Source organism: Streptomyces nidicola (assembly GCF_050106155.1).
GTDB lineage: Bacteria > Actinomycetota > Actinomycetes > Streptomycetales > Streptomycetaceae > Streptomyces.
In genome coordinates, this window is sequence record NZ_JBNBPI010000001.1 from 7,772,289 (window position 1) to 7,796,215 (window position 23,927).

Annotated in this window: 18 protein-coding genes; 11 read left to right on the top strand and 7 right to left on the bottom strand. The window is 71.3% G+C overall.

Annotated elements, in window-relative coordinates:
- The first annotated feature begins 139 nt into the window (after positions 1 to 139).
- The 4 genes from ACOKM3_RS35140 (at position 140) to ACOKM3_RS35155 (ending at position 4,952) form a co-directional block, all read left to right on the top strand.
- Positions 140 to 1,018, top strand: a complete 879-nt coding sequence (locus tag ACOKM3_RS35140; RefSeq protein ID WP_426905266.1) for a MaoC/PaaZ C-terminal domain-containing protein — start codon at positions 140 to 142, stop codon at positions 1,016 to 1,018.
- Positions 1,015 to 1,872, top strand: a complete 858-nt coding sequence (locus ACOKM3_RS35145) for an alpha/beta fold hydrolase (protein ID WP_426905267.1) — start codon at positions 1,015 to 1,017, stop codon at positions 1,870 to 1,872. The genes ACOKM3_RS35140 and ACOKM3_RS35145 overlap by 4 nt, the downstream gene beginning before the upstream one ends.
- A gap of 93 nt (positions 1,873 to 1,965) precedes the next feature.
- The gene (locus tag ACOKM3_RS35150) at positions 1,966 to 3,603 is read left to right on the top strand and encodes an AMP-binding protein (RefSeq protein ID WP_426905268.1); all 1,638 of its coding nucleotides are present in this window, start codon (positions 1,966 to 1,968) and stop codon (positions 3,601 to 3,603) included.
- On the top strand, positions 3,600 to 4,952 hold the full coding sequence (locus ACOKM3_RS35155) for an MFS transporter (protein WP_426905269.1): 1,353 nt from the start codon (positions 3,600 to 3,602) through the stop codon (positions 4,950 to 4,952). The genes ACOKM3_RS35150 and ACOKM3_RS35155 overlap by 4 nt, the downstream gene beginning before the upstream one ends.
- A gap of 47 nt (positions 4,953 to 4,999) precedes the next feature.
- Here the strand turns inward: ACOKM3_RS35155 and ACOKM3_RS35160 are convergent, their stop codons facing one another.
- Complete coding sequence (locus tag ACOKM3_RS35160) at positions 5,000 to 5,833, bottom strand: PIG-L family deacetylase (RefSeq protein ID WP_426905270.1); 834 nt, start codon at positions 5,831 to 5,833, stop codon at positions 5,000 to 5,002.
- A 223-nt stretch (positions 5,834 to 6,056) separates the two neighbouring features.
- On the opposite strand from ACOKM3_RS35160, the gene ACOKM3_RS35165 reads away from it, so the two are divergent.
- From ACOKM3_RS35165 to ACOKM3_RS35175, 3 genes are read left to right on the top strand one after another with little or no spacing between them, the layout of a single operon-like run.
- Positions 6,057 to 9,278: a CHAT domain-containing protein gene (locus tag ACOKM3_RS35165; protein WP_426905271.1), complete on the top strand. Its 3,222-nt coding sequence runs from the start codon at positions 6,057 to 6,059 to the stop codon at positions 9,276 to 9,278.
- Between the two features lie 13 nt (positions 9,279 to 9,291).
- Complete coding sequence (locus ACOKM3_RS35170; protein WP_426905272.1) at positions 9,292 to 9,729, top strand: hypothetical protein; 438 nt, start codon at positions 9,292 to 9,294, stop codon at positions 9,727 to 9,729.
- Positions 9,729 to 10,613 (top strand): hypothetical protein, encoded by an 885-nt coding sequence (locus ACOKM3_RS35175; protein ID WP_426905273.1) that lies wholly within the window; start codon positions 9,729 to 9,731, stop codon positions 10,611 to 10,613. Before ACOKM3_RS35170 ends, ACOKM3_RS35175 begins: the two co-directional genes overlap by 1 nt.
- Here the strand turns inward: ACOKM3_RS35175 and aac(6') are convergent.
- Positions 10,582 to 11,055, bottom strand: coding sequence for an aminoglycoside 6'-N-acetyltransferase (gene aac(6') / locus ACOKM3_RS35180; protein WP_426905274.1), 474 nt, complete (start codon positions 11,053 to 11,055; stop codon positions 10,582 to 10,584). The two genes, ACOKM3_RS35175 and aac(6'), sit on opposite strands and share 32 nt — an antisense overlap.
- A gap of 114 nt (positions 11,056 to 11,169) precedes the next feature.
- Here aac(6') and ACOKM3_RS35185 point away from each other — a divergent pair, with 114 nt between their 5' ends.
- The gene (locus ACOKM3_RS35185) at positions 11,170 to 12,393 is read left to right on the top strand and encodes a macrolide family glycosyltransferase (protein ID WP_426905275.1); all 1,224 of its coding nucleotides are present in this window, start codon (positions 11,170 to 11,172) and stop codon (positions 12,391 to 12,393) included.
- 17 nt (positions 12,394 to 12,410) lie between these two features.
- Here the strand turns inward: ACOKM3_RS35185 and ACOKM3_RS35190 are convergent, their stop codons facing one another.
- The 4 genes from ACOKM3_RS35190 to ACOKM3_RS35205 form a co-directional block, all read right to left on the bottom strand.
- Entirely contained in the window at positions 12,411 to 13,538 is a 1,128-nt protein-coding gene (locus ACOKM3_RS35190) for a hypothetical protein (protein WP_426905276.1), read from the bottom strand.
- A 64-nt stretch (positions 13,539 to 13,602) separates the two neighbouring features.
- Positions 13,603 to 17,292 carry a bifunctional glycosyltransferase/CDP-glycerol:glycerophosphate glycerophosphotransferase gene (locus ACOKM3_RS35195; protein WP_426905277.1) on the bottom strand — a complete coding sequence of 1,230 codons (3,690 nt, stop codon included), beginning with the start codon at positions 17,290 to 17,292 and terminating at the stop codon, positions 13,603 to 13,605.
- A 150-nt stretch (positions 17,293 to 17,442) separates the two neighbouring features.
- Positions 17,443 to 18,180 (bottom strand): response regulator transcription factor, encoded by a 738-nt coding sequence (locus tag ACOKM3_RS35200; RefSeq protein WP_426905278.1) that lies wholly within the window; start codon positions 18,178 to 18,180, stop codon positions 17,443 to 17,445.
- Between the two features lie 42 nt (positions 18,181 to 18,222).
- Positions 18,223 to 20,532: a penicillin acylase family protein gene (locus ACOKM3_RS35205; RefSeq protein ID WP_426905279.1), complete on the bottom strand. Its 2,310-nt coding sequence runs from the start codon at positions 20,530 to 20,532 to the stop codon at positions 18,223 to 18,225.
- Between the two features lie 240 nt (positions 20,533 to 20,772).
- Here ACOKM3_RS35205 and ACOKM3_RS35210 point away from each other — a divergent pair, with 240 nt between their 5' ends.
- From ACOKM3_RS35210 to ACOKM3_RS35220, 3 genes are all read left to right on the top strand, one after another.
- Complete coding sequence (locus ACOKM3_RS35210; RefSeq protein WP_426905280.1) at positions 20,773 to 21,087, top strand: STAS domain-containing protein; 315 nt, start codon at positions 20,773 to 20,775, stop codon at positions 21,085 to 21,087.
- 100 nt (positions 21,088 to 21,187) lie between these two features.
- Positions 21,188 to 21,871, top strand: a complete 684-nt coding sequence (locus ACOKM3_RS35215) for a hypothetical protein (RefSeq protein WP_426905281.1) — start codon at positions 21,188 to 21,190, stop codon at positions 21,869 to 21,871.
- Entirely contained in the window at positions 21,868 to 22,329 is a 462-nt protein-coding gene (locus ACOKM3_RS35220) for an RDD family protein (RefSeq protein ID WP_426905282.1), read from the top strand. The genes ACOKM3_RS35215 and ACOKM3_RS35220 overlap by 4 nt, the downstream gene beginning before the upstream one ends.
- On the opposite strand, the gene ACOKM3_RS35225 is transcribed toward ACOKM3_RS35220, so the two are convergent.
- On the bottom strand, positions 22,320 to 23,780 hold the full coding sequence (locus ACOKM3_RS35225) for an MFS transporter (RefSeq protein ID WP_426905283.1): 1,461 nt from the start codon (positions 23,778 to 23,780) through the stop codon (positions 22,320 to 22,322). The genes ACOKM3_RS35220 and ACOKM3_RS35225 overlap by 10 nt on opposite strands.
- Positions 23,781 to 23,927 lie beyond the last annotated feature (147 nt).

A 23,927-nucleotide genomic window follows, 5' to 3' on the forward strand; every position in this document is an offset into this window, starting at 1 on the left:
GCTACGGGTCTCTCGGGGCATGGTCAACGCCGCTCGACGCATCGCAACGCGCATCCCGGCACGCATCTCAACGCGCCTATTGACGGCCGGACTTACGCGCTGCTTGTCTACGCATGAACGTTCGTTCTTAAGGAGTCGTATGGCGGCATCGCAATCGACGGCGCAATCGGCGGTCCGAACGCAGTCCCTGTACTTCGAGGACTTCCGTCCCGGACAGCGCTGGACCAGCACCGCGCGCCGGATCACCCCCGAGGACCTCGCGGCGTTCACCGAACTCAGCGGCGACCGGCACCCGTTGCACACCGACCCCGAGTGGGCGGCGCGGACACGCTTCGAACGGCCGGTCCTGCACGGGCCGTTCGGTATCGCCGCCTTCCTGGGCTTCCTCCACGACATGGGCCTCGCGGGGGAGTCCGTCATCGCCCTGCTCGACACCAACTGGCGCTATCTGAAGCCCTCGTATGTCGGTGACACCCTTCAGTGCACCCTCACCGTCACCCGCTGCCGCCGCACGTCCGACCCCCACCAGGGCGTGATCCACCGGCACGTGGTCCTCGAGAACCAGCGGGGCGAACGCGTCCAGGAGGGCACCAGCGCGGTCCTGGTGCACGCCCGAGGCACCGGGCCCGACCCGGCAGCCCTCGCACCCGGAACCGTGGAGTGGGGGAGTGCTCTCGCGGAACTCCTCGCCCAGGACGACCAGTTCGCCGCCGCGACCGCCACATGGGACGGCACCATCGGCCTCCGGTCCGGAGACAACGAGGTGCAGTTGCGCGTCTACCTCGGCCGCATCATCGACGTCGTCCGCCGCACCCCGCACGGGTCGACCTTCACCCTCGCCGCCGACGAGCTGACCTGGGCCGAACTGCTCACCGGGGAACGCAACGACCTCGTCGCGCGCATGATGCGCGGGCAGTTCCACGCGACCGGTGACGCCTATGAGTACCTGCGCCTGACCAAGGTCCTGCACCTCATCACGGACGCGGCACGGACACTGGCCGAGGAGGTGCGCGCATGACCCGCATCCGGCACGAAGCCCGCTACCTGGAGATCGACGGAGCGCTCGGCTACGTCGAGCAGGCGTACGCCGAGGGGGCTTGCGTCGAGCCCCCAGGGGAAGGTGTCCCGGTGCTCTGCCTGCACACCGCCGGGCAAAGTGGTGTGCAGTGGCGCCGCACCACCGAGGAGCTCGCCGCACTCGGCTACCACGTGATCGTCCCGGATCTGCCCGGCCACGGCCGCTCCGAACCTGCCCGCACCGGCCCGGTCGAGGACCTGGCCCAGTACGCACAATGGTGTCAACGGCTCCTCACTGCACTTGAGTTGGAGCGTCCGTATGTCGTCGGCTGTTCCATCGGCGGCAAGATCGCCCTCGAACTGGCGGTACGTGCGGGCGGCGAGCTGGCGGGCGTCGTTGCCCTGGCGGCCGAGGCGGGGCCCGGGCGCGTGAACGTGGCAGGGCTCCGCCGTGAGATGCAGGATCTGGCCGCGCCCAGCCGTTCCGACCGGACCTACCTCGGCACCCTCGCCGTCGTCGGCTCCGCCGTGCCGCCCGCCACGGCCGAACTCATCGCCACCATGCACCGTCGCGAGGATCCCGCCGTGTCCAGCGCCGACCTGATCGGCTGGGGGACGCACGACGTACGGGACGCACTCGCGGCCGTGACCTGTCCGGTCCAACTGGTTGCGGGGCAGGACGACTTGTGGCTCGACGTCGAACGGGTGCGGCGGACGGCCGAGGCGCTGCCGCACGGGCAGTACGAGCTGCTGCCGGGCGTCGGCCACTACCCGATGGAGGAGGTCGACGGCTTCGCGGGCCTCCTCGACGGCTGGCTGCGGCGGCTGTCCCGGGACCGCGCCGCGGCCGGCTGAGCCCTGCCCCGTATCGCGCACCGCCCCGCACTCCGCCGGACTCTTCGACCACGGGAACACCGTCTCGCCCACCCGCACGGTGAAAGGATTCCGATGACCACCCTCACCGACCTCCTGTCCGGACTCGTGGACCGCGCCCCCGACGCCGTACTCGCCATCGACGCGGGTGCCGACGGCGAGCGGGCGACCGTCACCCGCCGGGAGTTCCAGCTGGGCGCCGCCCGGCTCCGTACGGAACTCGCCGATGCCGGTGTCGGCCGGGGCGACTGCGTGGCGGTCTGGCTGCCGAACTGGTCGTCCGCACTGGCCTGGCAGTTCGCCGCCGCCGGCCTCGGAGCCCACGTCATCGGGGTCAACACCCGTTACAACGTTGATGAGTTGGTACACGTACTGGATCGCGCACGCCCCAAGGTCCTCGCCCTCGCGCACGATTTCCACGGCCTCGACCTGGCCGGCATCCTCCGCCGTGCCCTGCCCCGCACCACCGCGCCCACCCCCGTGGTCGCCGTCGTCCCGGGCCCGGCCACCGACCCGCCGGCCGACCCCTCCGCGTACGACATGGGCGCCGGCGCCTGGACACCCCGTACCACCGAAGACACCACCGCGGCGCCCGCGCACACCACTGGCGTGCCCACGCACACCGGTGACGAACTCGCCGTCGCCTTCACCACCTCCGGCTCCACGGGCCGGCCCAAGCTCGCCGCGCACCGCGAGTCCGCCGTCGTCGCCCACGCGGAGGCCGACGCCCGAGCCCTCGGCATCGAGGACGGTGACGTCGTCGGCTGCATCCTCCCGCTCTCCGGCACCTTCGGCTTCACCACCGCCATGGCCGCGATCGCGGGAGGCGCTGTCTGCCTCCTCGAACCGGTCTTCCAGGAGGAGACGGCCCTCGCCGGTCTCGCCCGGCACGGGGTGACCCATCTCGTGGGCGGCGACGACATGGTCTCCCGGATCGTCGACGCCTGGCAGCGCGCACCACGGGACCTGTCCTCGCTGCGCTGGCTCGGAATGGCCGACTTCCTCGGCCGCACGCGTGACATCGCGGCATGGGCGCAGAAGGAGTTCGGGACGCACACCTCCGGTGTGTACGGCTCCTCGGAGGTGTTCGCCCTCGCCCTGTGCTGGCCGCCCGGCGAACCCGCGCCGCGCCGCTGGGTCGGCGGCGGCCATCCGGTGTCACCGGACATCGCCGTACGGGTCGTCGACCCGGAGACGGACGCCCCCGTACGGCCGGGCGCCCAGGGCGAGTTGCAGGTGCGCGGCCCCAACGTGGTCGATGCCTACCTGGGTGACCCGGAGGCCGCCGAGCGGGCCTTCACCGCCGACGGATGGTTCCGCACCGGGGACCTGGCGACGCTCGCCGAGGACGGGGCCGTCGAGTACGTGTGCCGGATGGGCGACGTGCTGCGGCTGCGCGGCTTCCTCGTCGACCCGGCGGAGATCGAGCAGCGTCTCGCCGCGCACACCGCCGTACGGACCGCGAAGGTCGTCGGCGCGCGCGGCGAGGACGGCGCCCCGCAGGCGGTCGCCTTCGTCGTCCTCGACACACCCACCGGGCCCGAGGGGCTCCGGGAGTGGTGTGCGGAGGGTCTGGCCCGCTTCAAGGTCCCGGCGGCCGTGCACGTACTGGACCGCATGCCCACCACCTCGGGCACGAACGGCACCAAGATCCGGGCCGCCGCGCTCCGCGAACGCGCCCAGCAGCTCCTGACAGGAGGCGAACAGCGGTGACCAGCAACGGAATGCGCAGACTCGCGGGGGCGGCCGTCCTCTCCACGGCGCTGGAGTGGTTCGACTTCCTCATCTACGCGACCGCTGCGGCGCTCGTCCTCGGCGACCTCTTCTTCCCCTCCTTCAGCGACATCGCCGGAACCCTGGCCTCCTTCGCCACCTTCGCCGTGGGCTTCGTCGCGCGGCCGCTCGGCGGGATCGTCGCGGGCCACCTCGGCGACCGGTTCGGGCGCAAACCGCCGCTGGTGGGGGCGCTCGTGGTGATGGGCGTCGCGACGTTCGGCGTCGGCGTGCTCCCCACGTACGCCACCGTCGGCATCTGGGCGCCCGTGCTGCTCGTGTTCCTCCGCCTGATCCAGGGGCTCGGCGTCGGCGCCCAGTGGGGCGGCGCCGCGCTGCTCCTCACCGAGCACGCTCCCGTGGAGCGGCGCGGCTTCTACGGCAGCCTCGTCCAGACCGGCGCCATCATCGGCGCGGTCGCGGGCAACGCCGTCTTCCTCCTGCTCACCGCGACCCTGTCCGACTCGGCGTTCAACAGCTGGGGCTGGCGGATCCCCTTCGTCACCGGCCTCGCCCTGGTCGCCGTCGGCCTCTACGTCCAGCTGAAGATCGAGGACTCGCCGGTCTTCCGGGCCATGCGCGACCGGTCGGCGCGGGCCGAGCACGCCGCAGGGGCCCAGAAGTCCCCGCTGCGCCAGGCCGTACGGCACCACTGGCGGGCCATCCTCCAGGCGTCCGGCGCCTTCTTCGTCGTGAACGCCACGTTCTACATCCTGATCAGCGGCATGCTGGACTACGGCACCACCCACGCCGGCCTGTCCCGCACCACCACGCTGCTCTGCGTCCTCGGCGCCGGCGCCACCCAGATCGTCACCATTCCGCTCTTCGGGGCCCTCTCCGACCGCTGGTCCCGCCGCAAGCTCTACCTCACGGGCGCGGCGCTCATGGGCCTCTTCGCGTTCCCCCTGTTCTGGCTGATCGACACGGGATCGGCGCCCCTGACCTTCCTGTCCCTGCTGATCGGCTTCACGATCCACGCCACCATGTACGGGCCGCAGGCCGCCCTGTACGCCGAGATGTTCCCCGCGGAGGTGCGCTACTCCGGCGCGTCCCTCGGCTACCAGACCGCCTCGGTGCTCGCCGGCGGCCTCGCCCCGTTCCTGATGACCGCGATGCTGGCCGCGACGGGCTCGTCCTGGTCGGTCTCCGCGTACATCCTCCTGCTCTCCGTCCTGACCTTCGTCGCGGTCTACACGATCCGGGAGTCCTTCCGCCGCGATCTGTACGCGGCGGGGACCCGCGAAGGGGCGGAGATGTCCGGGCAGGTGGCGGAGCCGTCCGGGAGCTGAGGGCGACGGTCCGGGCGGCTCCTTCGGGCTCCGCCCGGACAAGCGGGTCAGCGGAGGCCGGCGAAGAGGTCCTTCTCGGGGAGGGGTGCCCCGGTGGTGTCCTTGACGCGGACGAAGGTTTCCAGGCCCATCAGCTCGCCGAAGCGCTCCTTGCCCATCTTGAGGAAGAAGATGTTCTCGCCCTGGCTGGCGTGCGCGGCCAGGGAGTCGAACTTCTGGTCGCTGAACGCGGTGGTGTCCACCCACGTCGTGATCTCGTCGTCGGGGAGGCCGATGTCGGCCAGCGCGGCGGCCTCGGCCGGGTCCGGCTCGGGCATGTCCTCGTTGAACTCGCGCATGAGCTCGCCGAACCGCTGCATCCCCGAGTGGGGCATTGTCGTCCAGTACACCTTCGGCGTCAGGTCGGTCATCTCCACCGCGGCCATCGTGATGCGGTGGGCCTGAATGTGGTCGGGGTGGCCGTAGAAGCCGTTCTCGTCGTAGGTGACGACCACATCGGGACGGTAGTGGCGCATGAGCTCCGCGAGGCGGGCGGCGCCCTCCTCCACGGGGGTCCGCCAGAAGGAACCGGGCGCGTCATTGCTCGGCCAGCCGATCATCCCGGAGTCGGCGTAGTCCAGCGTCTCCAGGTCGCTGATCTTCAGGACCTCGCAGCTCTTCTCGAGTTCCTGGCGGCGCATCTTGGCGACGGCCGCCGGATCGTGCCCGGGTTCGCCGGGCTTCACGCCTCCCGGCCCGTCACCGCAACCGCCGTCGGTACAGGTCACGAGCACCGTGCGGATGCCTTCCGCCGCATATCGCGCGAGGACCCCTCCCGTGCTGGTGGCCTCGTCGTCGGGGTGGGCGTGCACGGCCATGAGCGTCAAGGGTCGTTCGGTCATGAAAGGGGCCTCCTGCGAAAACATGTCTGGTAGGAGGGTGCGGCGGCAGTCGTGCCGGACCCTCGGCAGATGCAACCGCTCGGGGCGGGTCGGCTGTTCCCGGCGTGACCGATTTGTCCCCGGCCGGTTGTTTCGCTTGTCCCGATCGGTTGTTTCGTCTGTCCCCGACCGGTTGTCCCGACTGTCGCAGCGGGGCTGTCGCCCGCGCCGTATCATCCCTCCCGTGGCAAGGGGGAAGCGGCTGATCGCCGTGGGGGTGCTGGCTGCGGGTGCCGCAGTGATGGGTGGGGTGTGGGGACGGCGCGTGGCGCGGCACCGGCAGTTCCGGTTCGGGCCGCACGAAACGTTCGCCTACGACGCCGAGCGCAACGCCGTCTTCGATGCCGCCCGAGGCGGCTGGTTCGACCTGGACACGGGGCAGGTGCATCGGTACACGCCCGATTCGCCGGTCATGCCCTACGTGCTCCTGCTCCTGGGAGTGGGCTGCCTGGCGTTCCTCGTGCTCGCGCTCAACTGGACGCTCGAGCAACGGCAGTTGGTGGGGTACGCCTGGCGCGAGGCCGTGCGGCGTCCGCTGAACATGCTGACCGTCCTCGGGCTCTGGGCGGTGCTGCTCGCCGTGCCCTACCTCGCTCAGGGTGATGCCGTCGCCGCCGTCCTCCGGGATCCGCCGACCGCGGTCTTCCTCGGTGTCACCATGGGGTCCGTGCTGGCGGTGACCCTGCTGGTGTACGTGCCGTGGCTCGTCGTCCGGGGGCTGGGGACGGCCGGGCTGTTGCTGCGGCTGTACCGGGCCAAGACCGCCCCCTCGGGGGTCGGTGCCGGGCGGCAGGACGCGCTGCGTGACGTGGTGCGGCGGGTCGAGGTGTTCCGGACGGACACCGTGCGCGACTTCGACTCCCTGGCGGGTCTCGTGCGCACGGAGGCCTTCATCGACCTGCTGGCGGACCAGGGCAGTGACACCATGCTGGACGATCTGCTGCGCGACGGCCCGGCGGCCCTGGAGGCCTCGCCGCGGCACGTGCTGGACCGGGCCCTGTTCATGGTGGGGCGGCCCGCGGCGGAGGTGAACGTGGCCCGTGCCTTCATCCTCCGCTACGAGTGGACCGGGGCGGCGGTCAACCTGGACCGGGCGATCGACATCCTCGACCCTCTCGCCGTGAAGCCCCGCCCCTGGTTCTGGCTCACGATGACCGACCGGCCCGGCGTCCTCCTGACACTGGCCTGGGCGCTCAAGGACCGCTACGAGCTGCGGGCGGACCGGACCGACCTCGAACGGGCCCTCGCCCTGGTCAGGCAGGTGTCCGACCGGGATCCGGCCAGGGCGCGGGCCCGCCTCGTCGAGCTGGAGCTGATCAGGTATCGCGCGACGGCCGACCCGGCGGCGCTCGCGGCGGCCGTGGGGGAGGGGCGGCGCGGGGACCCCGACCCGGGCACGGTCGAGGCCCTGCTCGAACGGTTCGACCGGGACGGCGACCGCCAAGACCTCGACGAGGCGCGGGAGTTGGCGGACCGACTGGTGGCGGAGCGTGGCCCCGGCCACCCGTTGCACGCCGTGTGCCTGACGGCCAGGGCCCGCGTGCTGGACGTGTCGGGCGAGCGTGACGTGGCCGCGCAGTGCCTGCGCGAGGCGGTCGGCGACTCCACGTCGCCGTTGCAGACCAGGCTGGCGGCGGCCGTCGGACTCGGTGAACTCGGCGCCGGCGGACCGCTGTCGGTCGAGGGGTACGGGGCGGCGGCCGAACTGCTGCCGCAGATGGCCTGGATCGGGCTGCGCCGTGACGACCAGCGGTGGCTGCTCAGTCGCTGGCAGGGGGTGTCGACGGCCGCCGCCGCGGCCGCGATCGCCGAGGGCCGGGTGGCGTACGCGGTCGAGGTCCTGGAGCACGGCCGTGCCGTCATGTGGGGCCAACTTGCCCGACTGCGTACGGGAGTTGAGGCGGCCCGCGCCGCGGATCCCGACCTGGCGCGCCGCCTCGCCGAGATCCGTGCCGAGCTCGACATGCCCGGCGGCGAGGCGGGCGGGCGCCCCGACCACCGGACGGGCGCGGACGTGGAGCGGCGCATCCGTCTCGGCAGGGAGTGGGAGCAACTCGCCGCTCAGCTACGGGAGTCGGAGCGGGCCGGTTACCAGGAGCTGGCGAGGGCCGCGGAGCACGGCCCTGTCGTGGTGCTCAACGCCGACCCGTTGCGCTGCGACGCGATCATCCTGCCGGCCGACCGGGACGAGCCCCTTCTCGTGCCGCTCGACCGGCTCGACCACGGCAAACTCGTCGAGTGGGCCCGGCAGTCCGCCGATCCGGACGGCCGCCACCAGGCCATGCTCAACGTCATCGCGCCGCGGTTGTGGGCCGACCTCGCCGTGCCCGTACTGGCGGCCCTGAGGCCCCACCTCCAGGCCGACCGGCGGATCTGGTGGTGCCCCACCGGCCCCTTCACCGCCCTACCGATCCACGCGGCCGGGCGGCATGGTGGCTGCGGCGGTGCGGGTGATCCTGGCGGTCCTGGCGGTCCGGGCGGTCCGGGCGGTCCGGGTGGTCCGGGTGGTCCGGGTGATCCCGGTGATCCTGGCGGCCCCGGTGGTCCCGGTGGTCCCGGCGGTCCCGGTGATCCTGGCGGCCCGGGTGGTCCCGGTGATTCTGGCGGTCCGGGTGGTCCGGGTGGTCCGGGTGGTCCCGGCGGTCCCGGTGATCCTGGCGGCCCGGGTGGTCCCGGTGATTCTGGCGGTCCCGGTGACCCTGGCGGTCCCGGTGACCCTGGCGGTCCGGGTGACCCCGGCGGCTCCGGTGGCCCCGGCGGTCCCGCCCTCCTCGACGAGGTCGTCTCCTCCTACACCCCCACGATCGGCGCGCTGCTGCGGTCTGCCGAGCGCGCCGTGACGGCCCGCGGTCGGCTCGTCGTCGCCGCACCGCAGACCCCCGACCGGCCCGAACTGCCGCAAGTGGCGCAGGAATCCGCCGAGTTCCTGCGCCACTTCCCCGACGCGGTGCCGCTCGACCCCGCACACGTCGACGACGTCCTCACGCGGCTGCGCGACGCCCGCTGGGTGCACTTCGCCTGCCACGCCGACGCCGCGGGACTCGCCGTGGCCGACGGCGTGGTCACCCTCGACCAGCTGGCCGACCTCGGCCTTCCCAACGCCGAGTTCTGCTATCTGTCCGCGTGCAGCACCGCCGCCCCCGACCCGCGCGCGTACGACGAGGCCATCCATCTGGCCGCCCTGCTCCACCTGCAGTCGTACACCCACGTGGTGGGCACCCTGTGGGAGGTCGACAGCGACAAGGCGCTCGACGCCGCGCGCGAGGTGTACCGGACGCTCACCGAGCACGGCCCGCCCGACAGCGGGCTCGCCGCCCGGGCCGTGCACAACGCGGCACAGACCCTGCGCCAGACCGCCCCACGCAACGTGGACGTCTGGTCCTCCCTGCTGCACATCGGACCCTAGAGGAGCGCCACCCATGCCCATCCGCGACCGCTGGCCCTGGCACCGCCGGCCGGACAGTCGAGCCGCCCGCGACGCCGTCGACGCGACAGGCGACGCCGACGGGTCGGCCGCCGCCGACACGGACCAGGCCGCCCTGGCGTGGCTCTGCGCCCACCTGCCCGAACTGCGGGCGAAGGCCGACCGGTACGCGTGGCGGGCCGCGCTGGACCGGGAAGTCGCAGAGGTCCGCGCGGGCAAGTCCGCCGCCGAAGCGCTCCGCGCGCTCGACCTCCGGCGCGACGGCCACCGTTCCTCGGGGCTCCCGGCCGCGGACTCCTGGCAGCAGCGGCCCGTCGTCGAGTGGTTCCGCTGCCCGAGCGGCCGCTGCCCCGCCCGGGGGCGCGACGTGGACGCCTCCGAGCCGCGCTGCCACATCGACGGCGCGCTGATGCCCCCGCAGGACGGTGGCTGATGGACGGCATCCTCACGGAGCTGGGCAAACGCATCGCCGATCGCTGGTTCGCCTTCCTGATCCTGCCCGGTGTGCCGTTCGCGGCGGCCGTGCTCGTCGCCTGGGCGATGGCACGCTCCGGCGCGGCCCACGCACTCGACGTCGACATCCTCGTGCGACGCCTGGACTCGCTGGGTGACGCCGCCTCGACCACCGAGCGAGTGGTGATCGGCTGCCTGCTCCTCGGCGGAGTCGTCGTGACGGCGCTCCTCGTACGGGAGTTGAGCCTCACCGTGCACCGGCTCTGGACGGGACGTTCGAACGCCCTGCGCCGCGTCATGGCCCCCGGCATGCGACGCCGCCGGCGGACGGCGCTGGACGCGGCCCGGCAGGGCGGGTACGCCGTGCCGGAGCGCTATCTGCCCTCCCGTGCCACGTGGATCGGCGACCGTTTCGCCCTGGTCGACGAGCGGGTCGCCGCGCAGTACGGCATCTCGCTCGCCAGGGCATGGCCACGCCTGTGGCAACTCCACGGCCCCCGGAGCCCCAAGATCGTCACCGCGGCCTGGGACGAGTACGCCGCCGCCACGGTCCGCGTCGCCTGGGCGCTGCCCTACGCCGCGCTCGCGCCGTTCTGGTGGCCGGCCGCGGCCGTCGCCCTCGCCCTGGTCCTGCTCGGCTGGTCCCAGGGACGCCGCGGAGCCGACGACTTCTGCCTCGCCTGCGAAGCGGCCGTCGACCTCCAACTCTGCCGCCTGGCACACATGGTGGGCGTGCCCCTCCCGCACAGGCGCGTCACCGTGACCGAGGGGCGCGAGATCGACCGCATCCTGGCGAAGGGCGCGTACCTGCCGCTGCCCAGGACCGAGCCGGTCAGGTCAGCTCCGCGGCCAGCAGATCCATGAGCAGCCCGTCCTCCCAGACGCCCGTCCGGTGGTTGCACCAGTACGCCCGCATGATCCCCACGGGCTTGAAGCCGACCTTGCGGTAACTGCGAATCGCGACGGTGTTGGCCGCGGCGGGATCGATGGTCAGCCGGTGATGACCGCGCTCCCGCACCAGCCACTTGGCGAGCGTGCGCACCGCGTCGGTCCCCAGCCCCTTCCCGTGCTGCCGCGCCGTCAGGAAGATGTCGATGCCGGCGTGCCGGAACTCCGGTGTGTTCTCTTCGTCGAACTGGATCGCGCCGATGACCTCCCCCTCGTGCACGACGACGAGCATGTCCTCGTAGTCGTCCGGGGGCGGCCACCACGCCGCGACCTCCGGTTCGCGCACGATCCCGGCGAGGGTCTCGATCTCGTGGTCGGCCACCGACCGCAGAAGAACCCTGTCCCCGTTCAACTCCATGCCGTTCATCCTCCCTTGACGCGGAACCACGCCGGACCACGCGGAACCATGCCTGACCATGCGGGACCACACCGGCCCATGGTGTCCCACGGCACGGTGTCTATGGTCGATTCCATGACCACTCTGCTGATCGCGGGCATGCCGGCCGCGGGACACGTCAATCCCACCCTCCCCGTCGTCACCGAGCTCGTCGGCGCCGGAGTCGACGTCGTCCACCTGTGCGACGCCGAGTTCGAGGACCGCATCCGGGCCACGGGCGCGAGGTTCGTGCCCTACCCCGAGGGCGTGCTGACGTCCCGTGACATCGCGGAGGCCACCAGGGTCGGCAGCAGTGTGGGGGTGGTGGTGAAGGTGCTGAGGGCGTGCTCGGTGCTTGTCCCGTTCGTCGTCGAACAGGCGAGAGCGCTGGGCCCGACCGCCCTGATGCACGACTCGAACGCGCTCTGGGGCCGGCTGGCCGCCACCACCCTGGGCCTGCCCACGGTGTCCTTCATGACGACGTTCCTCGTCGGGACCGACGCGGTGAAGGCCCTCACGGTGCGGGAGAACCTGATGGTCATCGGCCCGACCCTGCGCGACATGCCCGCCGCGCTGCGGGCCCGGCGCGCGCTGGTCAAGGAGTTCGGAACGGCCGCCGTCCCGCCCTCACCGATGCTGCCGCTGCGCGGCGACCTCACGCTCTTCCCGATCCCCGAGGAACTCCAGGCACCCGACCCGCGCCTGGACGCCGGCTGCCGCTTCACCGGCCCGACCGTCACCCCGGACGCCGTGTCCACACCGCTGGACCCCGAACTCTCCGCCCACCTGTCGGGCGGCGATCCGGTCGTCCTGGTCTCGCTCGGGACGCTGCACGACGGCGGGGCGTCCTTCTTCCGCACCTGCTGCGCCGCGCTCGGAGACCTCCCCGTCCGCGTGGTCCTCGCCACCGGCAGCGCGGTCGACCCGGCCGACCTGGGAGCCACACCACCGAACACCCTCGCCCGCCGTACGGTCCCTCAACTCGCGGTCCTGCGCGAGGCATCGGTGTTCGTCACCCACGGCGGCATGAACAGCGCGCTCGAGTCCCTCCACTGCGGGGTGCCCCTCGTGGTCGTCCCGCAACAGGTGGAGCAACTGCTGATCGCCCGGTCGGTGGCAGAGCGCGGCGCGGCGGTGGTCCTCCGCCAGCCCCTCTCCCACCGCCCCGTCCCGGCCGCCGCGCTGCGGGCGTCGGTGGAGCGGGTGTTGGGGGACGCGGGGATGGCGGGGGCCGCGGCCGGGATGGGACGACGGTTCCGTGCGGAGGGAGGGGCGGGGCGGGCGGCGGAGCTGATTCAAGGGGTGCTGGACGGTGGCTGAGGGAGGCGGTCGCCGCGTCACACGTGGGCGTCCACGGCCTCGGCGGTGAACGTGACCGTGGTGCGCTCGGATTCGACGCCGTGGGCGTTCGTCGCGAAGGTCCTCAGCGTGTGCCGTCCTGGGGGCCAGGTGGTGTCACGCTTCCATGCCCAGGTGCCGTCGGCGCCGACGCCGGTCTTGCCCACGTAACGGCCGTTCTCCCAGAACTGCACCGTGACGGCTTCGCGAGCCGTGCCCATGAAGTTCACGGTCTCGCCGGACGCGAGGGTCGTCACCACCGGCGGAGAGACCCAGGTGCCGGGGGCGGCGGTGGCTTCGAGGTAGGTGTCGAGGGCCGTGCGGTCGGCCGCGGGGTCCTCGTATCCGTTGCGTACGAAGCCGATGCGTGGGGCGATGCCGTCGATGAGGAGGTTGAGGATGCCGATGACGACGGGGACGTTGCGGCCGGCGACACGCGTGTGGTCGGGCACGAAGGGCGAGTCCGTGAAGATGAAGTTGAAGTTGTCGTAGCCGTCGAAGTGCAGCAGATGGGGCCTGATCTGGGAGTCGTACTGCGCATCGGCGGGGGAGGACAGCAGGTAGATGTTCGCGCCGCGATGACGCTCCGCTCGGACCAGATCCGGCAGGCGCGCGTCGAGCTCCCGCACGTCGTCCTCGCCGAAGTCGTCGCCCATCATGGCGCGGGCGGTGCGGGGGTGCACCTCCCGTACGTACGTCCCGATCGAGAACTGCGGCGCGGCGGCCACGATGTTCTTGAAGCCGTGCGCCAACCCGTAGTGGAGCGCCGCGCTCGCGCCCTTGGAACTGCCCAGTAGCGTGCAGCTGTCGCGGGTGAGTCCCAACGCGTCGAGGAAGCGGTCGACGGTGGCGAGGACGGAACGCTCGACGGCGAAGTCGCCGTTCCCGCACAAGTAGTAGCTGTTGTGACCGTCGAAGCGGTCGCGGATCCACAGGACGTTGGCGCGCAGGTTGTCCAGGACACCGTTGGACCAGCCGTAGTCGTTAGGTGCGTTGAAGTTGGCGAAGACGACGACGAGGTGTCGGTTGCCGTTCCTGGCCGGGCGGAACCGGTACTCGACGGGGAGTTCCCCCGAGGTGTCGGTGCCGGTGAACATACGCCGGCCCTTGCTGGACATGGTCGCCATGGAAGGGCTCCTCTGCTGGGAAGTCTGTGCGGTACGAAGGGGAGGCACGGGCCGTGGCCCGTGGTCAGGCGGCGACGCGTTCGGCGTGCGCCGGAAGCGCGGCCTCGTCGCGGTGGTGCGGCACGAGCGCGGGCCGGCCCGGCCGTCCGGTGTCGCGCCCGGCGGCGGCGAGCATCCGGTCGGTCACGCGGCCGGCCGCGTGACCGTCGTCCAAGTCGCAGAACTGACGCTGGAACCGTCGGTACGCGAGGGCGTACTGCTCCTGCAGCCCGTCGACGTCGCGGATGGAATCGATCAGTTCCTCGGACGTGGACAGCAGCGGCCCCGGCGCCTGCTGTTCGAAGTCGAAGTAGAAGCCGCGCAGCGTGTCCCGGTAGTGGTCGAGGTCGTAGGTGAAGAACAGCATCGGACGGCCGGTGTTCGCGAAGTCGAACATCAGCGAGGAGTAGTCCGTGACCATCACGTCCGTGATCAGCATCAGGTCGGCCATGTCCGAGTAGTCGGTGACGTCCCAGACGAAGCCGTCTCCCGCTCCGGGCACCGGGTCGATCACGTTGGGGTGCCGGCGGACCAGCAGGACGTGGTCGTCGCCGAGTTTCCGGCGGGCGTCGTCCAGGTCGATACGGAAGTCGAGCCGGTACTTCCCCGCGCTGTACGCGAGGTGGTCCCGCCAGGTGGGTGCGTACAGCACGACACGCTTGCCCTCCGGCAGTCCGAGCCGACGTCGCACCTGCTCGGCCCGTTCGGCGCTTTCGGGCCGGTGGTGGATGTCGTTGCGCGGATACCCGGTCTCCAGCAGCTCGCCCTCGAAGCGGAAGGCGCGACGCATGATCGGTGTGGAGAAGGAGTTCGGCGAGACCAGCATCGACCACTGGGCGACCTCGGTGGGCAGCCGCTCCAGATAGCCGTTGTCCGCGAAGTGCAGGGTGTCGATGTCGTGGGCGATCTTCTTCAACGGGGTGCCGTGCCACGTCTGCACCACGATCTGGTCCTCGCGGCGGCGGAAGAACCGGGGCAGGTGGTTGTTGTAGACGAGGAATCGGCTGCGGGCCAACGCCTCGTGCCACTCCGGCGACCACATGCGTACGGCCTTGGCACCCGCGGGCGCCTCGAGTTGATCGTCGCGCAGAACCCACAGCAGTTCCAGGTCGGTGCCGCGCCGGACGAGTTCGTCGAAGACGGCGCGGGGGCTGCCCGAGATCTGGGTGCCGCGGAAGCTGTCGAAGAGCACGGCGTCGCGGAGCGGTTGCTTGCTGCAGGCCGGGTAGTGCTTGTTGCGCAGCAGCTTCTGGCGGTAGGGGCCGCGGCCCTCCACGGGCATTCCGGTACGGGCAAGGAGAGTGAACCGGTCGTGCCGCTGTGTCTGCACGGAGTAGTCGCGGCCGCCCACGTCGGCCGACACGGGCATCCGGGCGATGAGGTCGCGGTGCACCTTCATCGGCACGTCGAGCGGATCGGCGTCACCGGGCCGCACCAGACGGAAGTCGAAATCCCAGCGTCCCGTGGCGAGCGCCGCCACGCCGTTGACGCTCTCCACGTGGGACGGGTCGACTCGCACCTGGAAGCGGCCTGCCACGCAGCGCACGGGGAAGAGGAGCTCTTCGCGCTCGGCCCGCGGCCTCACCACCAGGCGAAGCCGGTCACGCTGCTGCTCGGACAGGCCCTCGTAGCCGGGGAAGTGCCCTTCGACGGTGAGTGTCCCGTCCTCGTCCCAGACGCAGGAGTCCGCCACCGGGGCCGCGGCCCGCTCGAAGAACACCAGGAAGCCCTGAGCGTTGCGGTGCACCACGGCCTCGCGGCCCACTGCGCCCGCGCCGTCCCTGTCCGGTGCGGGATAGATGCCGTCGGACACGTCCGGGTTGACGACAGGGTGGAGGGGGCGCGCGCGGCCCGGGATGCGCAGCGTGGTCTTCCAGCCGGTGGTGCCCGACGTCGGGGCCACGGGCTCGGATCCGCCGTCGCTCCGGACGGCCGACGGGACGAGCCCGGACAGCGGCACGCGCACGCGGAAGTGGCACCAGCCCTTGCCGCCGGCGGTGAAGACGGCCGGAGCCTCGTGCCGGCCCGTGCCGCTGAGCCCGGTCAGGCGCAGCGTTCCCTCGTCGGGGGTCTCGTCGAGCAGCGCCACACCGCGCAGTTCCACGTGGTTGCCGCGCAGGCTGTGGGATTCGATCCGGCAGCGGACCCGCTCGACCCGGATCTTGAGCGTGCCGTCCACGAAGAGCGGCACTACGCGGGTGTTCTTCTCCACGTAGAACGGCGCCGGGTGCGAGGCCGTGCAGTTGTCGCCCGCGATGATGCCCTTGCGGCGGTACAGCCCCCGGCTCACCGTCCCGACGCCCACGTCCCAGACACCCTCGACCCACTTGCCGTCGCGCTTCAGGCGCCGGGGGTCGACCGTCGCCGAGAACCCCGCCCAGTCGTAGTTGTAGCGGTTCTGGTTCGAGTACTCGGTGGCTTCCGGCGTGTAGGTCGTCCGCGCCCGCACGAGCTGGGGGCGGCGGCCCAGCTTCTTGTTCCGCAGCGCGAGGACCTTGATGGTGTGGCGGCGCTTGTGGATGTTGAGGTTGCGGACGTAGGCGCGCCCGGTGACCGTCAGCTTCCCGTCCTCCCAGTGGGCCGAGGCGAGCGAGGCGCGCATCGTGAACTCACGGCTCAGGCGGTACGCGCTGCGCGGCACGCCCACGGAGCGGTCGCCGAGGAACGGGTAGTCGAGGTACCGGCGGAAACGGCGGCGGACCGGGATGGGACCGCCTCGGCGCTCGAACTCCAGCACTTCGAGCAGCCCGTCCATCTTGCGCGCCCGCACCAGATGCCATTTGACCCGGGTGGTCGCGGGAAGCCCGTCGAGGACGTCGGGGGCCGCGGTGGCCAGATACGCGTTGGCGTACTCCAGGAAGTAGGCGCGGCACTCCTCGTCGGCCTCGGGCATCGCGTTGAGGTGGTGCATGAGGTCGACACCGATCGCGGCCTCGTCGTAGCGGCGCTTGTGTTGCGCGAACTCCGGCTCCGGACGGCTGCCGAGGTACCGGCTCACTTCCTGCACCGCGGCGATGCGGTCGCGCACATTGGTGAGCGCGTGGTTGGCCTGCGTGATCGACGGGGCGGCGCCCCCGTCGCGGCGGCGCCAGAAGTACACGGGTGTACTGACCACGTCGACAGCCGCGGCGCTGTAGTGGGCGTAGAGGTTGACCCAGATGTCCTCGTAGAGCACACCTTCGGGGTACGTGATCTGCGCGCGGTCCCAGAACGAGCGGCGGAAGACCTTGTTCCACACCGTCCGGTCGTACATCAGACCCTGATCGCGGGTGATGTGTGTACGTCGCCGGTCGCGATTGAGGTGCGCGTGGTGGAGGTTCGAGGGCCACACCGCATGCGAGTTCATCATCCGCACGTTGCCCGACACGAAGTCGGATCCGCTGTTCTCGAGCGTGCTGATCAGCAGCTCGTGCGCGTAGTCAGGGATGACGTCGTCGCCGTCCACGAAGGCGAGGAACTCGGCCTCGGGGTCGGCCGCCCGGATCGCCGCGTTCCGTGCGTGCCCCGGCCCGTGGGCTTCCTGCCTGATGAGCCGGAAGCGCGGGTCCTTGCGGCAGTATTCGGAGGCCAGGGTTGTCGACCCGTCGGTGGAGCCGTCGTCGACGAGGATCGCCTCGAAGTCCTCGAAGGTCTGCAGCGCGATGGACCGCAGGCACCCCTCCAGGTACTGCTCGACATTCTGGAACGGTACGACGATGCTGAGCCGCGGCGACATGGAAGGGGCCTCCCTGGGTGCTTCTGCGAAAGCACATCAACGTGTGACGCCCTCGACTCTGGGCGTGCCAGGGAGCAGCGAGGTCGTAGGAAGGTTGCGCGACGGTTGCAGCGGTTTCGCGGGAGCGGGAGGGGACTTTCGGCCCGGGGCCTATGCCGGGTGCGGGCCGGGCAGAACGTACCGGTAGCCGACTCCGCGCACGGTTTCGATGGGCGCCTTGTGCCCCGTGGCGCGCTCGAGACCGCGGCGCAGGCGAAGGACGGCGTACTTGACCTTGTGGGCGTCGCCCCCGGAGCGGCCGCGCCAGGCGAGGCGCAGCAGCTGCTCCGGGGACAGGACCTGGCCGGGGTTGCCGGCGAAGACGTGCAGCAGGTCGAATTCCAGCGGCGTCAGTGGCACGTAGTGGCCACTCATGGTGACCTCGCGGGCCGCGAGGTCGAGCCGGAGGCACGCGTCCTCCAGGAGCTGCTCGGGCGGTGACACGGGTGTCGCGCGGCGCAGCCGGGCCATGACGACGGCCTTGGCGAGGCCCTCGGGCATGTCGCGCCAGAGCACGTCGTCGGCCCCCGCATCGAGGGCCCGCAGGGCATCCGCCCGGTCGAAGCGCCGGGCGGTCACCATGACGCGGAGATCCTCGGTCATCTCCCGGACCCGCTGGAGCACCTCCCAGGGCCCCGGATCGCGTACATGAAGACCGAGGAGGAGCAGGTCGGGCTGGTAGCGGTACAGGTCACGCAGGGCTTCGTGGCCGGTGTGCGCGAGGTGGTAGGAGAAGCGGGGGTCGTCCAGTTCCTCCAGCCACTCCAGGGGCACGTCGGGCGCCGCCGCCACCAGGAGCAGCGGGAGCGCCCGTCCTCGCGAACCGTGGTGGGGTGCCGATGCCTGCATATCCCACATGCTCGGGCCACCGGGAGTGCCTGTCGACCGGGGTCATACCCCGGGGTGGTACCTCCGCTCCACGTGCCCCTCCAGCTCCTCCGGGTAGAAGTACACCGGCCGCAGGTCCCCGCTCGCGTAGCGCTTGACCTGGTCGCCGAAGTGCGGGGAGTCCGGGTGGCCGCTGGCGCCGCCGGCCGTGACCGCCCACGCGCGTACCTTCGGGCCGAATTCGACGACCGCCACGAAGCTGTTGCCGCTCGTGCCGTAGTAGCGCTTCGTGCCGGGGTAGCGCTTCGCGCCGAAGGAGGCGAGGGAGCCCCATTGGGCGGAGGTGAAGGGGACCGGGTAGCTGGGTTCGGTGTCGTCGAAGGTCTGGGTGATCGCGCCGTCGTTGCGCTGGTAGCGGTTGATCTCGGACCACGGGACCTGCCAGCTGCCGAAGTCCTGCGTCAGGCGGTCGACCGCCGATTCGAGGGCCGTGAGGCGTTGGGCGTCCGTGGCGCGGTCCGCCATGTAGTCCCAGACCGAGAGGCCCGCGTCCGCCGCCGCCTTGGAGACCAGGGCCCAGAGCGCCTCGCCCCAGAACACCGCGAGTGATGTCGCCTTCGACGCGGCCGACCAGCGGTGGTCCCAGTCGCGCAACAGGGCGGTGGGGGCCGAGAGTTCGCGCTTCTGGGCGTTGCCGGTGGGGAGGTTGTCCCAGGCTTTCGTCAGGCCCGGGAGGAGGCGGGCGAATGCCGTCAGGTAGGGGTCGAAGGCGCCTTCGATGAGGGATTGGGGGGTGAAGTTCCGGCTGGATGTGAGGACGCGGGTCGCGTGCGGGCCGCGTGGGTTCTCGCCCGCCTTGTCGAAGTAGCGGGGGTAGTCGGAGGCGTGCGGGCTGTCCGCGCCGGCCGCCGTCCAGGGCCAGTTGTTGCTGTTGAACGCCCAGCCGCTCTTCGGGTTCACCGCCTGCGGCATGCTGTCCAGGGTGTGCAGGCCGTGCCAGTCGGTGGCCGGGTCGCTGCCGTCGACCGGCTTCATGTAGTCGAAGCGGTCGTCGCGGACCGGCATGAACTGCGGCATCAGGAAGGCGATGTCACCCTTCGAGTCCGCGAAGAGGGTGTTGTTGGAGCTGTTGGCCTTCAGCTCCGCCACCTTCATGTACTCGGTGTAGTTGCGGGTCGTTGTGCGCAAGTAGCTTTGTTTCAGGGCTTCCAGGGGCTTGTTCATGAGTGCGCAGGCGATCCACTTGCCGTCCGCCTCGCGGACGATCGGGCCGTGGTGGGTCGCGTACGTCGTGAAGGTGTGCCTCTCCGTGCCGCCGTTCTCCGTGCGGGAGGTGAGGGTGATGTCCTTTGCCGATACGGGGCGTTGGTCCTTGCCGTAGCGGTAGGTGTACGTGCCGTCCGACGCGCGCTCGACCGTCTCCGCGAACTCGTCGATGTTGTCGACGCCGCTCGACGTGTGCATCCAGCCGGTGTTCTCGTTGAAGCCCTGGTAGATGAAGAACTGGCCCCAGGTCGCGGCGCCGTAGACGTCGAGCCCCTCCTCGCTCGTCACGTGCTGTTCCGCGCGGAAGAAGAAGCTGGTGTGGGGGTTGATCAGAAGGAGGGCGTTGCCGTCGCGGGTGTTGCCCGGGGCGATCGACATGCCGTTGGAACCGGACGGTTCGCGGAACTTCAGGCCGCGTTCCTCGTCCGTCCAGGGAACCTCGCGCTGCGCGTAGAACGCCTCCAGTTGGCTCAGCGCCACCGATTCGATGTCACCGCCGATGCTGCCCTCGGAGAAGCTCAGCGGCATCCACGGCTCGAAGCGGGTGAGCACCCGGGGGTGTACGTCGGGGTGGGTCGCCAAGTAGTAGTTCAGGCCGTCGGCCCAGGCGCGCATCAGGGCGCGAAGCCACGACGGGCACTTCGCGTACTCCTTCTTCAGCGCCTCCGGGTCGATGAACAGCCGTTGGCGCAGGTCCTGCCAGAGCGCGCTCTCGCCCTCGGACTCGGCGAGGCGGCCGAGGCTGACGAGGTAGTTGCGCTCGATGCGGTTGAAGTCGTCCTCGGCCTGCGTGTACATCATCCCGAACACCGCGTCGGCGTCCGTCTTTCCCACCACGTGCGGTATGCCCCAGTCGTCGCGGGTGACCGTCACCCGGGCCGCTTGTCTCTTCCAGCGGGCGAGGTCGGAGGGGGCGGACCGGTCCGGGGCGGCGGACGCGATGCCGGTGGGCAACGTTGTCGCGGCGACGGCCAGCGTGGCCGCGCCGCCGATCACTCGGCGGCGGCTCGGGCCGGCGTGCTGTGCCCGCTGGTCCTGCCGGTCCTGCCGGTCCTGCCGGTCCTGCCGGGACTGCTGGTCCTGCTGTGCCTCATCTGCGTGACTCATGCGGTGTTCCACCTTCGTCAGGGGCGTGCGGGGCGTGGGAACGTATCCACGGTGCGACGGGGTCGAGACTAAGAACCTCCCGGGCGATGATCAACAGTGCGGACGGGACCCGTCGTCGCCGATCCCGTCGAACCCCCTCACCCTCGCGGAGCGATGCCGCCGCCGTCCGGCGTGACGATGCTGTTCTCCCAAGTCCGGCGCACTCGGGGGGACTTATTCATGGCATGGAACGTTCCGCTCGTGGCTCGCAAACCGAAGCTCGTGGCACCCCGTTCCGACGTCTCGCCCGTTGTACTGCGGCGCGTCGCGGACTGTGTGGTGATCGAGGTGCACGAGGCGATAGGACCCGCCGCCGAGGCCCGTATCGGGCAGCTGTTGCACGCGGCCATCAGGTCCGGTGGTGCGGGCGTCGTGGTCGACCTGCGGCACGCGCGCGACCTGGGCGTCAGCGGGCTCAGTGTGTTGCGGCTCGCCCGGCTGCTGGCCGCGCAGCGCGGCGTGGCGTTCGGCTTCGCGGGGGACCTCCGCCCGGTGCCCGAACTGCCCCCGGGGTGACGGCTGTTGCCCTACGTCGACGGGGTGCGGGTCCGCGGATCCGTGTCACTCACCCGTCGCGGAGGATGCCGGGCGCGCGGTCGGCTGCTTCGGTCGCGGCATGGTCGAGGTGAGTGCGGACGGCGCGGTGGCGGTGGCGGGTCGGATGGCGCGGGGGGTGTTCGGTGTGCTCGAAGTGCTGGGGAAGGTGCCGCGGGTCGTGGTCCGGCGGTCGGTCGGGGCGGTGCTCGACTGCCTCGACCTGGACGAGCTGGTCGACCGCGTGGACGTGAACCGGATCGCCGAACGGCTCGACGTGGCGGCGGTCGTCGGCCGGGTGGACGTCGACGCGATCGCCGCGCGGGTGGACGTGGCAGCCGTCGCCGCCCGCGTCGACGTCAACGCCATCGCCGACCGCGTCGATGTGGACCGGGTCGCCCGCCGCGTCGACGTGGACGGCGTGGCCGACCGCGTCGACGTGGACCGCGTCGCCGGGCGCGTGGACGTGGACCGGATCGCGGCGCGCGTCGATGTCGACCGCATCGTCGCCCGCGTGGACGTCGACCACATCGCCGCCAGACTCGACGTCGACGCCGTGCTCGCCCGGTTCGACCTGGTGGGGATCACCCGTGGCGTGCTGCGGGAGATCGATCTCGGGCGGATCGTGCGGGACACCGGGGGAGGGCTCACCGTCGAGGCGGCCGAGGCGGTGCGGGTGCTCGGGCAGCGCGGGGACCGGAGCGTCAACCGGTTCGCCGACAGGATGCTGCGGCGTGCCGCGCCGTCGGATGAGCGCTCCCCGTGACCGTGACCGCGGCCGACAGCCGACCCGCCCGCCGCGCCCGTCCCGCAGGAATCGTCTCGCGTGGCCTCGCCGCCGTGGTCGACGCGCTCGTGCTCGCCCTCATCGGTCTGACCGTCCAACTCGGCGCCGGCTGTGCGCGGTTGATGGTCGTCGGGCCGCCGTTCCAGGTGCCGGACGTGCCCAACTGGATTGCCGGGCCGATCGGTTGGACCCTCGCCGTCTGCTACCTCGGCGGCTCGTGGGCGGTGGTCGGGGCCACGCCCGGAGACCGGCTCCTTGGCGTGTGCGTGAGCGACCGGGCGGGGCGGCGGCTGCGGACGGTGCGGGCCCTCGTACGGGCGGCGGTGTCGGTGACCTTCCCCCTGGGGCTGCTCTGGATACCGTTCAGCAAGCATCGGGCGGCGCTGCAGGACCTCGTGGTCCGCAGCGCCGTGTCGTACGACCGCGATTACGGGTGAGGGTCCGGTGCCGGGGGCGCCGCCGCCGGTACCGGCGATGTCCGTGGCAGCCGTGCCGCCGCGCCGAGGCCGCCGAGACCGATCACCGCGAGCACCATCAGCGAGACGGCGTACGGGCCCGCGGACGGGTCGGCGACGAGGATCGTGCCGGCGAGCGCCGTGCCCACGGAGGAGCCGAGGTTGGACACGCTGCGGGACAGACCGGAGATCTCGCCCTGCATGTCCTCGGAGAAGCTGGACTGCACCACGTTGACCGAGGGCGTGAGCATGAGGCCGACGCCCAGGCCGATCAAGAGCAGTCCCGGCGTGGAGGCCCAGGCCTTCGACGAGGCGTTCGCCACGGCCAGGAGCACGCCGATGCCGCACACCGTCACGGTGAAACCGGCCATGATCAGGGTGCGTTGTGAGCGGCGCTTGGCGAACCGCCCCGCGCCGAGCGAGCTGATGAGCAGGCCCACGGTCGACGCGGTGAAGATGATGCCGGTGTCGATGGCGTTGTAGCCGCGGACGACCTGGAGGTAGGCGGCGACCACGAAAGACACCCCCATGAGCACAAGCCACTGGGTGTGCTGGGTGATCAGGCCTAGGTTCGACGTCCGGTTGCGGAACAGCGAGGTGGTGAGGAGGGGTTGGGCGCCGGCCCGTTCCCGCCTGCGGATCCAGCGGAAGAACGCCACCAGGACCAGCGCGCCGGCCAGCAGCAGCCCGCCCATGAGCCAGAGGTTGTCGTCCGCGGCGAGGATCCCGCAGACCACGAGGACGAGTCCGGTCGCCGACAGGATCGCGCCCACAGTGTCGAAGTCGAGGGAGGGGTCGGCCGGGAGCGGGTCCTCGAGCTTGCGGCTCAGCACGATGATGACTGCCACCACCAGCGCCTGGAACACGAACGCCGCCCGCCAGCTGATCGCCGACGTGATCAGACCGCCGAGGAGCGGTCCCATGGCGGCGCCGATGCCGGCGAAGGCCATGATCGTGCCGAACGCCTTGGCCCGGCCCGTCACTTCGGTGAAGAGGAGGGTGGTGAGGATGTAGACCGGGGGGATCAGCAGGGCGGTGCCGATGCCCTCCAGGATCGAGTTGCCCAGGATCAGCACGCCGAGGCCCGGCGACGCCGCGCTGATCAGCGCCCCGACCCCGTAGATCGAGAGTCCGACGACGAGGCAGCGCTTGCGGCCGTAGCGGTCGGCGAGGATCCCGCCCGGGATCATCAGCGCCGCCATGACCAGCAGAAAGATGGTGATCGCTGTCTGTACGCCCTGCACGGTGGTGTCCAGGTCCTTGCTGATGTCCTGGATCATCACGTTCATGTTCGACCCTGCGAAGCTGCAGATGAACTGGGCCAATGCGAGCGGCGCGAGAATGCGGCGCTGCCGGCTCCGGTCCGGGCCGGTTCCGGCTTCTGGTACGGGCCCTCGGCCGTCGGCCGCCTCGGGAGTGCTTGCCACGCTCATCGCCTCGCTTCAGCTCGCGGGCCGGATCCCCGACAGCCTCCGCGCGGTGCCCCGCCCGGTCGTCACCCCCGGAGGGTGACGACCGCGGCTCCTCCGGGCCATGACACTCGGCGGCACAGCGGTGCAACCGGCACCATCCTCAACCCT